12 protein-coding genes and 2 tRNA genes are annotated in these 14,667 nt (G+C 28.8%); 6 read left to right on the top strand and 8 right to left on the bottom strand.

Annotated elements, in window-relative coordinates; all coding sequences use genetic code 4:
* Positions 1-54: 54 nt before the first annotated feature.
* The gene (locus QJQ40_RS01845) at positions 55-918 is read left to right on the top strand and encodes an ECF transporter S component (protein ID WP_258824994.1); all 864 of its coding nucleotides are present in this window, start codon (positions 55-57) and stop codon (positions 916-918) included.
* On the opposite strand, the gene metG is transcribed toward QJQ40_RS01845, so the two are convergent.
* The 6 genes from metG to mraZ form a co-directional block, all read right to left on the bottom strand.
* Positions 915-2,456 (bottom strand): methionine--tRNA ligase, encoded by a 1,542-nt coding sequence (metG, locus tag QJQ40_RS01840; protein WP_282861625.1) that lies wholly within the window; start codon positions 2,454-2,456, stop codon positions 915-917. The two genes, QJQ40_RS01845 and metG, sit on opposite strands and share 4 nt — an antisense overlap.
* Positions 2,449-3,219 carry a tRNA1(Val) (adenine(37)-N6)-methyltransferase gene (locus tag QJQ40_RS01835; protein WP_282861624.1) on the bottom strand — a complete coding sequence of 257 codons (771 nt, stop codon included), beginning with the start codon at positions 3,217-3,219 and terminating at the stop codon, positions 2,449-2,451. The genes metG and QJQ40_RS01835 overlap by 8 nt, the downstream gene beginning before the upstream one ends.
* Positions 3,209-4,216: a nicotinate phosphoribosyltransferase gene (locus QJQ40_RS01830; RefSeq protein WP_044286008.1), complete on the bottom strand. Its 1,008-nt coding sequence runs from the start codon at positions 4,214-4,216 to the stop codon at positions 3,209-3,211. Before QJQ40_RS01830 ends, QJQ40_RS01835 begins: the two co-directional genes overlap by 11 nt.
* A 202-nt stretch (positions 4,217-4,418) precedes the next feature.
* Positions 4,419-5,399: a cell division protein FtsZ gene (locus QJQ40_RS01825; protein WP_258824998.1), complete on the bottom strand. Its 981-nt coding sequence runs from the start codon at positions 5,397-5,399 to the stop codon at positions 4,419-4,421.
* A 33-nt stretch (positions 5,400-5,432) separates the two neighbouring features.
* Positions 5,433-6,323 (bottom strand): 16S rRNA (cytosine(1402)-N(4))-methyltransferase RsmH, encoded by an 891-nt coding sequence (gene rsmH, locus QJQ40_RS01820; RefSeq protein ID WP_044286006.1) that lies wholly within the window; start codon positions 6,321-6,323, stop codon positions 5,433-5,435.
* Between the two features lies 1 nt (position 6,324).
* Complete coding sequence (gene mraZ / locus QJQ40_RS01815; protein ID WP_044286005.1) at positions 6,325-6,765, bottom strand: division/cell wall cluster transcriptional repressor MraZ; 441 nt, start codon at positions 6,763-6,765, stop codon at positions 6,325-6,327.
* A gap of 709 nt (positions 6,766-7,474) precedes the next feature.
* Between mraZ and QJQ40_RS01810 the strand changes: the two genes are divergently transcribed.
* From QJQ40_RS01810 to QJQ40_RS01790, 5 genes are all read left to right on the top strand, one after another.
* Entirely contained in the window at positions 7,475-8,857 is a 1,383-nt protein-coding gene (locus QJQ40_RS01810; protein ID WP_282861623.1) for a hypothetical protein, read from the top strand.
* An 84-nt stretch (positions 8,858-8,941) separates the two neighbouring features.
* Positions 8,942-9,025, top strand: a tRNA-Tyr gene (locus tag QJQ40_RS01805).
* 3 nt (positions 9,026-9,028) lie between these two features.
* Positions 9,029-9,103 (top strand) — tRNA-Gln (locus QJQ40_RS01800).
* A 42-nt stretch (positions 9,104-9,145) separates the two neighbouring features.
* On the top strand, positions 9,146-10,585 hold the full coding sequence (gene proS, locus QJQ40_RS01795; RefSeq protein WP_282861622.1) for a proline--tRNA ligase: 1,440 nt from the start codon (positions 9,146-9,148) through the stop codon (positions 10,583-10,585).
* 66 nt (positions 10,586-10,651) lie between these two features.
* Complete coding sequence (locus tag QJQ40_RS01790; protein ID WP_044286002.1) at positions 10,652-10,981, top strand: thioredoxin family protein; 330 nt, start codon at positions 10,652-10,654, stop codon at positions 10,979-10,981.
* Between the two features lie 85 nt (positions 10,982-11,066).
* On the opposite strand, the gene QJQ40_RS01785 is transcribed toward QJQ40_RS01790, so the two are convergent.
* Positions 11,067-12,464: a hypothetical protein gene (locus QJQ40_RS01785; protein ID WP_282861621.1), complete on the bottom strand. Its 1,398-nt coding sequence runs from the start codon at positions 12,462-12,464 to the stop codon at positions 11,067-11,069.
* A gap of 683 nt (positions 12,465-13,147) precedes the next feature.
* Positions 13,148-14,665 (bottom strand): 2,3-bisphosphoglycerate-independent phosphoglycerate mutase, encoded by a 1,518-nt coding sequence (gpmI, locus tag QJQ40_RS01780; RefSeq protein ID WP_282861620.1) that lies wholly within the window; start codon positions 14,663-14,665, stop codon positions 13,148-13,150.
* Positions 14,666-14,667: the final 2 nt, after the last annotated feature.

Genomic DNA, 14,667 nt, shown 5'->3' with positions numbered 1-14,667 from the left:
TTTTAAATTATAATATTTTATACTAAATTTTTATTATAATTTACCATTAAAACAATGAATTTAACAACATTTAGAGCAAATATTAAAGAATTTTTCAGAGTCAACCATAAAATATTTCGATTTACAAGCTTTGAACTCGTAATTTCAGGATATTTAATGGCGATGTTTTTAGTTATTGCTTTTATATTTAAAACTAGTCTTCCACGTAGATTTAACATAGCATTTGAACTTCCATTTTACGTTTTGATAGGAATAATTTTAAGTTGGTTCAAAGGCGCAATTGTTGCTTTTACGTTCGATTTTGGGAAACTTTTGCTCACAAGTCGCGTTTTTTTCTGAACCCCAGAATATGGAATTATTCCGATTTTAGTTGCAATTTTTTCCTCACTGGCTTTTAATTTTGCAAACAAAAATAAAAAGGTATTAATTTTCTTATTAATTTTAACTTATTTAATAACTTTTTCAGTGTTTATTTTTTATTTTTTTATGAGCGAGTCTGAAATTCAAAGAGTCGCAAAAGATTGAAAAAGGCTTTTTAATAAAAAATTAGTACTTTTATTAATAGGGATTTTTGGCGTTATTTTATTAGCATTTACAACATTTTTAGTAATTTTATATTGAAAAAAACCGACTCAAAAATTTAAAAATGCAATAATAACGCTTTTTGTCCTTAGTATTTGCTTTCTCGTTTTTCGTTGATTATGACATCCGTTTGCATTTGTGCAATATTATAATCGTTTCTTGAATCGAAGTGGAAGAGATAGGCTTATTGAAAATTATTTTTTCTTTTATTTAACACCAATAATTTTAAAATCAACAATTTCATTTCCAATTTATTCATTTTTTTTGATCAACATAGTGCCATTAATTCAATTTTTAAACGATAAACATAACTTTCGCTGAAAATTTGGTTATTAAGATTTTTTTCTTGGGAAAAAAGGTTTTTCAAGTTTTTCAAAAATAATGTTGTCAAATTTGTCTAATTTTGTAATCAATTCAAAACTTGTGGTTTTTATTCCTAAAAAATCAATAATTTTTCCGACGGTTTTAGGCATAACACAATTTAGACATGCTGAAATTGTATAAATTCCATTTAAAACTAAAAGCAAACTTGCACCTAATTTATCTAAGTTTTTTTCATTTCATAATTGTTTAATATCAAAATAACCGTTTAAATTTTTTGCTAGTTCAATTATTAGTTTAAAGCCTTTTTCAAGCTGAAAATTTGATAAATTTTCGGAAAATAAATCAAAACTTACCAAAATTTTTTCATAATAACTAATATCTGTTCAATCTAAATCTTCAATTTTAAATTTCAAACCGTTATTAAAATATTTCAAAACAAGTGCAATTGTTCGACTAATTAAATTTCCATATGTGTTGACAAAAAATGAATTATATAGACTTTCTAGTAATTTTTTGTCAAAAATACTATCATTTTCAGTACTTATTTGACTTACAAAATAAAATTTAATAATTTCAGCATCAAATTCATCAAGTAATTCAAGAGGATTAACTACATTTCCTTTTGATTTTGACATTTTTCCTTCAGGAGTTATGAGTCAGCCGTGAGTCAAAATTGTTGAAGGCAACCTGAAATTTAGTGATTTTAAAAAAATTGGCCAATAAATACAGTGAAAACGGGCGATTTCTTTTCCAACAACATGAACAATTTCTTCGGCCTGGTTTCAAAAATTTTGACTCTGTGGTGAGTCAAAATTAATTTGGTCGTCAAAAATTGATAAATAACTAAAAAGAGCATCAAGTCAAACATAGATAGTCTGATCTTGAAATTTTTCAAGATTTATTCCTCATTTTAAATTTTTTCGGCTAACAGATAAATCTTCTAAACCTTTTTGGAAAAAATTTTGTCTTAGCTCATTTGCGATTTTTTTGTCAGAAATAAAATTAGGATTAGCGTCTAAATAATTTTCTAGCCATTTTTGGAATTTACTGATGGCAAAAAAATAGGAATTTTCTTCGACTAATTCCATTTTTGCACCGCTAACTGGGTGAAAAAATTCGTTGTTTTTTTCGATACATTGAACTTGAGATAAAAATTCTTCGTCACTTACAGAATAAAGTCCTTGATATTGACCTTGAAAAATGTCGTTATTTTCATGCATTTTGTAAAAAATTTTTTTAACAAAATTTTTATGGTTCTGACTAGTTGTTCTTAAAAAATAATCATAATCAATGCCAAATTTTTGCCATAAAATTTTAAATTTTTCAACGTTTTGATCAACAAAACTTTGGGGATCTAAACCTGACTGATGGGCTAGACGACTTATTTTGTGACCGTGTTCATCAGATCCTGTTAGCATTAGTGCCTCAAAACCTTGCATTTTTTTAAAATTTCTGAGCACTCATGCCAAAGTCGAACTATAAAGATGACCAATATGGAGATTTCCGCTAGCATAGTAAATAGGAGTTGTGATGTAAAATTTTTTAGCCATTTTTAACCTTTCGGGCTACATAAAGTTTCTGAATTTCTTTGCGATAAACATGTTCATTTTTATTATTAGGGTGTAAATAGAGATTATGTAGGAATTGAGTCCCCCACTGCGCGTTAAAATCTGATTCAATTAGAACAAATTTGGGACTAGATCCCACCCTTGCCATTACAAATTGAACACGCTTTGGCTCAAATCGACCCTGACGCAAAAATTCTATCACATCAATAAATCTCTCGATTGGTAAAACCAGTGACAGTCTTCCTTTGTCTTGAATAATTTTGCTTGCCCCTAAAATTAATTGCGATAAATTAAGGCTAAATTCATAAATTGCATTTTTAAACTCAGGGCTAACATTGCGGATTTTTTTGGTTCCGACTTTAAAATAAGGAGGATTAGCAAAAATTAAGTCGTATTTTCGTGACTGTTTTTTATTATGTTCAACTCAAAACTGATTAAAATCAGCACAAATTAGATTAATTTGACTTTCTTTTTTATTGATTTCAACGTTTGTTTTCGCTAAATTAATGGCTTTTTCATTAATTTCAATTGCATCAATAATTAAGTCTTTTTTTCGATGAGCAACAAAAATTGCGAGTGCACCGTTATTTGTTCCTATTTCAAGTGCTAGTTTTACTTTTTTAGTTAAGGTGATGAAATTTCCTAGCAAAATAGTATCAACTGAATAATTAAAGCTTGTCTTGTCTTGTCAAATTTTAAGGTCATCATTATAACCCAAATTATTCAATTCAAGATTATTTTTCATATTCAAAAGTTATTAATTTTGAATTTTTACGATAAAAACGACCAAATTTAGCTAGTTTTTTGCCATTTAGCACTGTTGCATCAGCGCAAAAGTGATTTCGAATTTGAAGCATATACTCGCCAACACCGTATAAGTCAACAGGGGCATTTTGTTCTTCTAATTCTCTAATTTTCATAGGGTTTAGTCCTGATGAGGCGATAATTTTTACGTGTTGACCGTTGTTTTTATCTAGCTCTTCACGTAGTTTTTTGATTAATTTTGCATTAATTCCAAAATCGTCTTTTTTAGGATCTTCGAACATTTGATCGGCAATATTTGAAGAAGTATCAACTCTGACTCCCGCTAAATCTTGACCAAATTCAGCCAAAACAGCTAAAGACTCTTCAATTACATTGTTGTTAAAATCTACAAGAGCTACAAGTGGTTGGTCTGGGAAAATTTTACGGTAAGCTTGTGAAGTTTTAATAAGGTCGCCGTCAAAATTTTGAATTAAAGAGTGAGGCATTGAACCAAAATTTTTAGTAGCACTTTTTCCTGACTGAGCTAAATTGCTAAATATTGAAATACCGCCTATTTTTGCTGCTTTTCCGTCAATTTGATGCATCAAATAGTGATCAGAACGATCGGCCATAAAGATTATTTCTTTTTCATTTGCTGCTTTTTTGCATAAATAAGCATTTGTTGCTATCGAAGTTGAACGGGCTAAAATTCCGTCAATAATTCCTTCAACATGACCAAAAAGATGCAAAGGTCCCTCTAATTCAAGCACTATTTCACGTTTTTTTACACGAGTTCCATCTTTTAAATAACGAATTTTATATTTTTTATAGTCAGTATTATCTACTAAAAAATTTAAAACTTCATCCATTCCGCCAATAACGGCAAAATCTTTACGTTGGAAAAACTGTAAAATAACAATATTTTTCGGATTAAATTTTGCAAGTATTTTTTGACTATCAAGAAAATAGTCAGATATATATTTATTGATTTTTGACATAATAATTTAGTTGATAAAATAATAGTAAAACTACAATATTATTATACTATATTTCCGTCGATTTGGCCATAAAAAAAATTTTTTAAAAAAAATAATACAAAAACACCTTTTTGTTATAAAATTTTGTTTGCGTACTAAATTTTATAATTTTTAAAGGTGTTTTATAAGCATTTACTAAAAGTTTAAATCAAAATCAATTTGCTTAGAAAATACTAAATTTGTTATCGAAGGCAAGATTTAATTTTGCTGCTTTTTTGCTTTCATAACTATGCTTTTTTTGACTTGCAATTATACCAATTTCAATTTCTTTATCTAATTTTGTGTTTGTATACACGCCATAAGAAAATTTTAAGTCTGGTTTAAAATTTTTTCTAATTGTGTTAAGAACATCGTTAATTTCGGTTTGTAAAATTGAATTATTAGCACTAATTGTAATTAACATTTCCTCGGAAGATGAGAGATCAAATTCGACAAAATGGTTTTTAAAGGCATTTTCAGTTGCAACTACTGCCCTATTTGGACCAGTTTCGCTTGCATATCCGACAAAAACAAAGTTATTATTGGATAAAATTGACTCAATTATAGAACTGTTAACATGAATTAATGCATTTTGTTGACAAATAGCTTTTGTTAGAATTGAAATTTTCTTTTGAATAGTAAGGACTATTAATTGAAGAACATTTTCAACCATAAGACTCGGAAAAGTTAAACTTATTTCCTCTGGTGAAATTAAAATCAATGAATCAACAATTTTTTTTAGATTTTGAAGCACGTCAAAACTTGTTTCGCGTCTAAATTTTGACTCATTTTCAGAAGGATTTGTTGCTAAAACTATTATAATTATATTCATTTTTTGAGCAATTTCAGCTACTTCTAAAATTGCTCCTGATCCAGTTGATCCGCCTAATCCTACAATCAAAAAGAGAATTTTGACCCCAGCAAGAATTGATTGAATTTCTAAACTTTTATCTTTTACTGCTTGGTTTGCTTTTTTCCAGTCATATCCAAAATTTGATTGACTAAGAATTAGTGAATTTTGATCGCTAAAATTGAAATTAGAATATTCATCTCGTGAATTTATAAAAAATTTTGGAAAGCTAGCTTGATCTAAATTGATGTTTTGAACAATTTTAGATCCAAAATCACCTAATCCCATTAGCATAATTTTACTACATCTTTCCATAGTATTTTTACCTATTTTTCAATTTTTCTTTTTTTATGAATTTTTAATTAAAACTCGTAATTTAGCTGATTTTGCTCTTGGATTTAGTAAAACTTCTTCTGGTGATGGTCGAAAAACTTTCGTTGAGAATTCTGGATCGCCTTTTTTAAAAAAATCTTGCTTAGATTTGCTAACTAAATTTAAAAATGCATCTTTTACTAATCGATCCTCTAGCGAATGGAAGCTAATAATTAAAACTTTTGAACCGTGCTTTAAGAATTTGGGTAACTTTTTTAACAACATTTGCAGAGATTCAAGTTCGTTATTTACTTCAATTCGCACAGCCTGGAAAACATTTTTTACAAAGTTTTTTTTAGATAACGCCAGTGCTGGAATAACTTTTTTGACAATCTTAGTAAGATCAAAAGTGGTTTTCAAAGGTCTATTTTCAATGATTGCTTTTGCAATTTGCCGTGCAAATTTTACTTGTCCGTATTTGTAAAAAATCTGAACTAGTTTTTCTTCAGAATATTGATTTAAAACTCAAGAAGCATCAAGAGATTGACTTGTGTCCATTCTCATATCTAAATTGCCATCTTTAGAGTAAGAAAAGCCACGCTCAGGATTATCAATTTGAGGTGAAGAAACACCTAAATCAACAATAAACCCGTCTATATAATCAATTCCTAATTTTTCTAAGTGATAATCAAAATTTGCAAAATCTGAACAAATAAAATTAACATTTTGACTAATTGCAGTTAATTTAGATTTAGTTTCGTCTATGGCTTGGATATCTTTATCAAAAACAATCAGTTTTCCCGTTGTTAATTTTTCAAGAATCGCCTTGGAATGTCCGCCACGCCCTAAAGTTAAATCAACATAAAATCCTTCGGGATTAATTTCAAGAGCTAAGATAACTTCTTCTAACAAAACTGGAATGTGCATTTTATAATTCTACTCCCGATTTTAGCAATTCTTTTTCTAAATCAGCGGTGACATTGCTGTCAGAAAACTTTGCAAAAAATTGATCGTATCTTTCTTCAGGCCAAATTTCAATTTTGTTATTAACCCCTAATAAATAGATTCTTTTTTTGACAGCGGCCAAGTCAAGTAAATTTTTGGGAATTAAAAACCTACCTTGCTTATCGACAGAAACTTTGACGGTATTACCAAAAAAATATCTTGCAAAATCACGAAGTCGTGGATCTAATGAGTTTGCTTTTCCAATTTTTTGGGCAATAATATCAAATTCGGCTTGGCTTCTGATCTCAAGAATTTTGTCCAAATTAGCTGAAATATAGAAGTCACCATCAAGTTCATCACGAAAAGCAGGAGGTAGCACAATTCTATTTTTTTCATCTAATATTCTGAAAACAGTTCCAAACATTTTTTATCTCCACTGTCAACCACAATTATACACTAAATCCCATTTCAAACAAAAAAAAATTAATTTTTTTTATTGCTCATTTTTTGTTTGAAAAAAAATGACTGATTTTAGGCGGTATTTTTTAAATTTTTTGCATTTTATTAGTGGAGTGAAGTGGGAGCGATTTTTATTAAAATCAACAAAAAATTTAAAAATATAGAACTTTTATGATCAAAAGCTCATTTTTTTGAGCTAAAAAAGGTATTTTTATGCAAATAGTAAAAATTATTTCAGTTATTAAAATTAATTACTAAAATAAACCAGCATTTTGAAAAAAATTTTAAAATAATTAATTATTTTTAAAAATTTAAATTAAATTATAGATTTGTCAAAAAATGTAATTTTATTGACTCAAAAGAAGTAAAATTTAGCTTAACTTTTTTGCTTATTATATATTATATAATTAGTGTGTGTTTTTGATGTCTGAATTTTGTATTGTAAAATTTTTAAATTTATTAATATAAGTTCTTATAAGAATAAAAATGCCAAATCATTAAAAACATGCGTTTTTTTACCTTATTTAATTAAAAAGAAAAAAATAATTAATATTAGTTATAAATTGGTAAAATTTAATGAAGAAATTGAAAAAGGTGCTAATATTAAATTAACTTTTTAGATTTAAATTAAATTTGTAAAATAAATAGGTTAAATAGTTTCACAGGAGAATTTAATGAATCAAAATCATGACCAAGAAAAAAATAATCAAAAAATAAACGACCAAAATCAGTCTAATTTTTATAATTCAAAAAATTATGGCGCTAACAAATCTCATAATTCGCATTTTGCTTCCCGTGATCGCAAATATCAACATTATAGTAATTTTCAAAAACCAAATCACAGTCAAGATTTAAAAACTAACACCGCAAATCCATTTCAAGGAGATGACAGTCAAACATTTGTAGACCAAAAAGATATTGAAATTCAGGCCCAAAATAGCCCTCAATATGACCATCAACCAGAAAAATACGTTACTTATCAGCCTAATTATCTAAAATCACAGCAAAATTCAGAAATAGCTCAAGAGCAAACAAAAGAGTCAAAAAATTTCCTTGAAAAAGTCACAAAACCAAAAAAATCTAACCAAATTAATTTTTCATGACTTTTGCATGATGATGAAAATCAGTTTTTTTACTTTTTGTCCGACTCAAGAGCTGTGGCTGAAATTAGTGATTTAAATAAAAAAATGCAATATCGCGAAAAGCACTCAGCCTGAACTTCAAGTTTTTACCAACTTAATTCAGATATTTTTCAAAAGCATGAAAAAAGAACCAAAAGTAAAATAAATCCTGTCGAAAAACTTTGAAATAATATCTCTTTTACTGCAAAGTCAATTTATTATTCAATTTCAACCTTGCTAGTTTCGATGTTAATGCTTATTTTTTGATTATTTTTTGCTGGAATTAATAATTTTCAATTCTGACAGTATCTAGCATTTGTTGGCTCATTTGTTCTATTTTTAGTAATTATTCAAACTTTAGTTTATTTTAATAATTCAAAAAACCGCAACAAACCAAGGAAATTACTTTTTTATTATATTGCCGATTCAATTTTTTTACTATTAAATTATATTGTAAGGCTAATATTTTTGCTTAGCCCGATTTTTAGTCATAAACTGATAGTTTTAAATGTTAATTCTGAAATAATTAGTCAAAATTTAGCGCAATTAAATCCTTATAGTCAAATTTTATATTATATTTTTTGGTTTCCAGCACTAAGTTATTTTTTTGGCCTTGGATTTTTTATTCTTATTAAGTGATCTGAATTTGTTAAAAACTTTTGATTTACTTTTGCTATTTTTAAAATTTTATCTTATCAAAAATTAGCAAATGAATATAAAATAAGACATGATGATGAAAAGCTTGCTAAAAAATTAAAGGATAGATGAATTGAACTGTACAAAATAGGGCGTCCATTAGGTAATTTTTTACATCCTTCTTTTATTTTTGCTTACAAGCAAATTAAATTAGACCCAAATCTTCCAATTGAAGAACAAGAAAAACTAGTAAATGATGTCTTCCAAATAGTAACTGAGGATGTGGCAAAATATCGCTAGTCCGAAAAAAAAAAAAAAAAAAAAATTAAAAAAAATTTATCAAATCAAAAAAATATGTTATAATTAAAAAGCTGCAACGGATCGGGGGGGTTTGCAGAGCGGCCAAATGCGGGTGGCTGTAACCCACTTTCTTCGGATTCGGGGGTTCGAATCCCTCACCCCCCACCATTTTGCCCCATAGCCAAGCGGTAAGGCAACGGTTTTTGGTACCGTCATTCGTTAGTTCGAATCTAACTGGGGCAGCCAAATGTTAATTCACCATCTTTTATTTTTTAAATTATTTATTTTATGAAACGACCTGAAAAGATAACGCCAAGTAGCGAAGATTTTGCAAAATGATATGTTGACGTTATAACTCAGGCGAATTTAATGAGTTACGGTCCAATCAAAGGAACACTTTACTTTAAACCTTTTGGATATGCAATTTGAACTAATATAACTAAAATAGTTGATGCATTTTTTGCTTCCCAAGGTGTAAAAAATGTTTATTTTCCTCTTCTTATACCTGAAAGTTTTATAGAAAAAGAAAAACAACATATAAAAGGTTTTGCGCCAGAATTATTAACAATAACTCATGTAGGCCAAAAAAAATTAGCTGAAAATATTTATATAAGACCAACTAGCGAGCTCCTTTTTGCTGATTATTTTAAAAATGAAATTGCTGCAAATAACATTTTACCGTTAAAATTAAATCAGTGAACACAAGTTTTGAGATGAGAAAAAACTACTAATCCATTTTTACGAAATACTGAATTTCTTTGACAAGAAGGTCACACAATTCATTCAGATAAATTAGAGGCTCAAAATTTTACCAAAAAAATAGCTAAATATTATAAATTCTTTTTAGAAAATTATCTTGCTATACCAACAATATTTGGTAAAAAAACTAATCGTGAAAAGTTTGCCGGCGCTGTTACAACTTACACTATTGAATCAATGATGCAAAATTTCCGCGCACTTCAATCAGCCACATCACATTTTTTAGGCCAAAATTTTGCTAAAAATTTTGGAATTCAGTTTAAAAATAACAAAAACGAATTTGAGACGCCATATCAAACATCTTGAGGGATTTCAACTCGTCTAATTGGTGCTCTTGTGATGGTTCACAGTGATGATAGTGGTTTAGTTTTGCCTCCAAAAATTGCCCCATATAAGGTAGATATTCTTGAGTTTTTTGCAAAAAAACATCCAGAAGTAAAAGACTTTTCAAAAAAAGTAGCTAGAATTCTTAAACAAAGAAAAATTAGCTACCAAATAGATGAATCAGATGAGCAAATTGGCTTTAAAATAAATAAGTCCGAAGTTTCTGGATCACCAATTCGAATTGAAATTGGACCAAATGATGTAAAGAAAAATCAAATTTGCCTTGTTCGTCGAGATAATCGTCAAAAAATTTATTTTAGCCTTGATGAACTCAAAGACAAATGCCCTAAAATTCTTGATGAAATTCAAAAAAACTTGTTTGAAAAAGCTAAAACTCGCATAATTGAAAATACAGTTTTTGTAACTTCATATCAAGATCTTCAAGCTGAAATACAAAAAGGGAAATTTGTTATTGCTCCTTTTAGCGAAACTTCAGCAAAAGAGAAGCAAATACAAGATGAGACTACCGCAACAGCTCGTTGTATTTTGCCAAAAAATTCAATATTTAATATACCACAAAGCGCTAATTCAATATTTAGCGGCAAAAAAACTACTAAATTTGTCTTATTTGCAAAATCCTATTAATTTTTTCTATTTATATCTTGCAAAAAAGCAAAAATGTGGTATCATTTATATAAAAAAGGAGGTATTATGCCAATCTTTGATATTCACTCAACCGATGACATTAATCAAAAAATTTTAACAAGCAAAGCTGCAATTCTCGTATTTCACCAACCTGGATGCGGAGCCTGTGTTCTTTATGAACCTTCAATCGATCAAATGAACGATAAATACGGAGTAAATGGTCTAGTTATCATTAGAGTTAATGTGCGTGAAAATATTTTATTTGCACGTGATAACCAAATCCACGGAACTCCAACAACATTATTTTATAAAGATCACAAACTTGTACATCGTCTTGAAGGTTATGCTCCTGCTGATGTATTAGAATCACAATTAAAACATTTTGAGTTAATTTAATACTTAATTTAATCTTCATTATTTTTAATAAAAAAAAGCAATTTCATTCGAGAAATTGCTTTTTTTTATTACATTAGAAATTATATTAAAAAGGTTTATAAGGTAAACTAATTGTTGCAAAGGAGTTATTTTTAGATTGAATTAAAATTCTATTAAATTTATAACCATCTTGTAAGTCAACTCGAAACTTATTTAACGAACTATTGAAAGTGGTATCTACAACTTTTTTCATTTTTGACTCGTCATTTTTAATAAATTCAGCTTTTAACTCGACATTTGCATTAGTGTTTATTCAATTTTTTAAAAGTTGGATTTGAGGATCAATTCAAAGCGCAGAATCTTGTTTAACTATCGCAATTTTTTTCTCAAACCAAAGGTCACCTTTTAAGTCATCAGGGAATTGATCTTGCGAAATTTCTTCAGAACTACCATTTTTAACAACTTTAATTTTTTTGAGCGATCACTTATAGTCGTATTGTCATTTTCCAGCTGTGTTAAAGGTTGCAGTTGAATTGTTTATGTTTGCATTAACTTCAGGGGTCATTAGTTTAGTAATAGCTGGATCATCACTTTTGCCTTCAAAATGTGCCACTACTTCTGTTGCACCTTTGAATTTGTCATTTTTAATAGTAAAAACATGATTACCATTAACATCAAAGCTTAGACTTGACCCTAATTTGTCAGCGATTTTTGCGCTCATCTGTTGCGGTGTGTTTTCTTTTTGCTCCAAAGGTTTATAAGGTAAACTAATTGTTGCAAAGGAGTTATTTTTAGATTGAATTAGAATTCTATTAAATTTATAACCTTCTTGTAAGTCAGCTCGAAACTTATTTAACGAACTATTGAAAGTGGTATCTACAACTTTTCTCACTTTTGTGCTGTCATTTTTAATAAATTCAGCTTTTAACTCGACATTTGCATTAGTGTTTATTCAATTTTTTAAAAGTTGGGTTTGAGGATCAATTCAAAGCGCAGCATCTTGTTTAACTATCGCAATTTTTTTCTCAAACCAAAGGTCACCTTTTAAGTCATCAGGGAATTGATCTTGCGAAATTTCTTCAGAGCTGCCAGCCTTAACAACTTTAATTTTTTTGAGCGATCACTTATAGTCGTTTAATAATTTTCCAGCTGTGTTAAAAGTTGCGGTTGAATTATTTATGTTTGCATTAACTTCAGGAGTCATCAGTTTAGTAATAGCTGGATCATCACTTTTGCCTTCAAAATGTGCCACTACCTCTGTTGCATCTTTGAATTTATCATTTTTAATAGTAAAAACATAATTACCATTTACGTCAAAGCTTAGACTTGACCCTAATTTGTCAGCGATTTTTGCGCTCATCTGTTGCGCTGTTGTTGGATTTTGACCTTCTTTTTCTTTTTGACCGTCACCTGTTTGACTAGTGGCGCAACTTGTTGCTACTAAAAAAACAATAGGGGTCGAAAGGATAAATAAATTTCTAAATTTTGTTAGTTTGCGTGCCATTTACACCTCTTATTTTGTTTAATATTTTAATAGTACAAATTATACCATTTTTCTTAATATTTTCTAGGAATTTGACAAAAATATTAAAAATTTACAAAAAATTATAAATTTTTAATTTTCTAAAAAAACCACCTGAGTTTACCAGTTTGGTGGCAAAAATTCACTTTTTAGTGAATGTAAAATATGCAAAAATACTACTAAATCCGGGTTTTTTGACCTAAAATCTTAATTTTTATAATTTTAAAATCAAGGTTTTGCAAAAAAAAAAAAAAAATGCTTGGTCAAAAATAAAGTTATGTTATAATAATTCTCACTTAAGAATAATTAATAAATTTGAATTTTAGAATTAAGGGGGAATTAGTTATGTTTTTGTCATAAAAAAATCAGACAGCGCAAATTTTCCATTATATTTTTAGATATGATGGAGTGCCTTAAATTTACCCGTTTAGAAATCTTTAAATTTAGGGTTTTTGGTTATTGATCTTTCAAAACTTCATATGTTTTTTTAGGCTCGCTGCAAATAAAAATGAGTTTTCTATTTGCATTGAGTTTAAATAGTAGTTGTTTTATCATAAATTGATTTTTGTCAGTGTTTTGAACTAACTAATTGACTTTTTTAAAAAAACCAAAATCAAAAGGAAAATGATTTTGGTTTTAATGAAGAAAAATTAGTCTGTAAAAGTTTAGTTTTGCTTAATTATTAATGATTCATGATCCATATCAGGATGTTTTTTGATATTTAAATAATCAAGCACTGTTGGGGCAATATTTGCCAATCTTCCGTTTTTTAATTTCAAACTTTTATCACTTGAAATTAACATAACAGGAAATACGGTATGTTTTGTTGAGGGCTTATTATTTTCATCCTCAGTAAGCTCAGCATTACCATGGTCGGCTGTAATGAAAAAATGAAAATTATTTTCCTTTGCTCAGGTGTGAATTCGACCAATTTGTGAATCTAAAATTTCAACTGCTTTTATAGTTGCTTTTAAGTTTCCTGTATGTCCGACCATATCTGGATTTGCAAAATTGACGATAATAAGGTCATAATTTTGGCCAACTTGGATTAATTTATCAGTGATTTCGACAGCTGACATTTGTGGATAATCAGCATAAGACTCAACTTTTAATGAATCAACAAGAATTCGGTCAGAATTTTTTAATTCAAGTTCTACGCCACCGTCAACAAAGAAAGTTACATGAGCATATTTTTGCGTTTCAGCGAGTCGAAGTTGTTTTAATCCTGCCTCATCTGCTACTTTTCCAAGCGGATTTTTGACTTTCATTTCCTCAAAAGCAATATCGCAATTTATCCCTTCATATTTCATCATTGACACAAAAGTGTCGATTTTTACAGGATATTTTGGTTTAAAAGTATATAAATCTGTTTGCAAAATTAAATGTGAAAGTTGTCTTGCACGATCAGGGCGAAAATTAAAAAAAATAACGCCATGATTATCATTAAGAAAATCATTTTTATTAACTTGCAAATTTATTGCCGGTTGTAAAAATTCATCGGTAATTCCTTTTTCGTATTGAGAATCAACATAATCAATTGGATTTGTGAACGTATTTTCGGCTTTTCCGCGAATGGAATTATAGCCTAATTCAACACGGTCAAACATTTTATCACGGTCCATTGAATAAAAACGGCCAGAAATTGAAGCAATTTTGTAATTTTCAAAATTTTTCAATTTCTTTATTAATAAGTTAAGATTTGGCTTAATTGATTCAGGCGCAACATCTCGACCATCGCCAAAAAGGTGCAAATTAAGTTTTTTAACACCAAATTCGGCGGCAAAATCAATTAGTGCAAAAAGGTGATCTTGATGTGAGTGAACGCCTCCTGGAGAAAAAAGTCCCATAATTTGCACGGGCGTATCAGTTTTGATACTATGCTCAAAAACCTTAATAAATTTTTCATTTTTGAAAAACTCACCGGTTTTTAAAGCATTATTTATAATTGAAATTCCTGTATAGACAATAAATCCGGCTCCGATATTTAAATGGCCAACTTCTGAATTTCCCATTTGTCCTTCAGGGAGTCCAACTTCTTGACCTGAAGCGGCGATCAAACTATTTGGATAATTGTCAAAAAGATGATCAAAAACCGGTGTTTTTGCAAGTGCAAAACCGTTTCCTTGACTTTCTGGACGTAATCCAAGGCCGTCAATAATAATTAAAATAACTTTCTTTTTCATTA

It is taken from the genome of Mesomycoplasma ovipneumoniae (genome assembly GCF_030012565.1).
GTDB classification, from domain to species: Bacteria; Bacillota_I; Bacilli_A; order Mycoplasmatales; family Metamycoplasmataceae; genus Mesomycoplasma; species Mesomycoplasma ovipneumoniae_D.
Note: the sequence above shows the minus strand (reverse complement) of the source record. Positions and strands in the feature narration are given on the sequence as shown.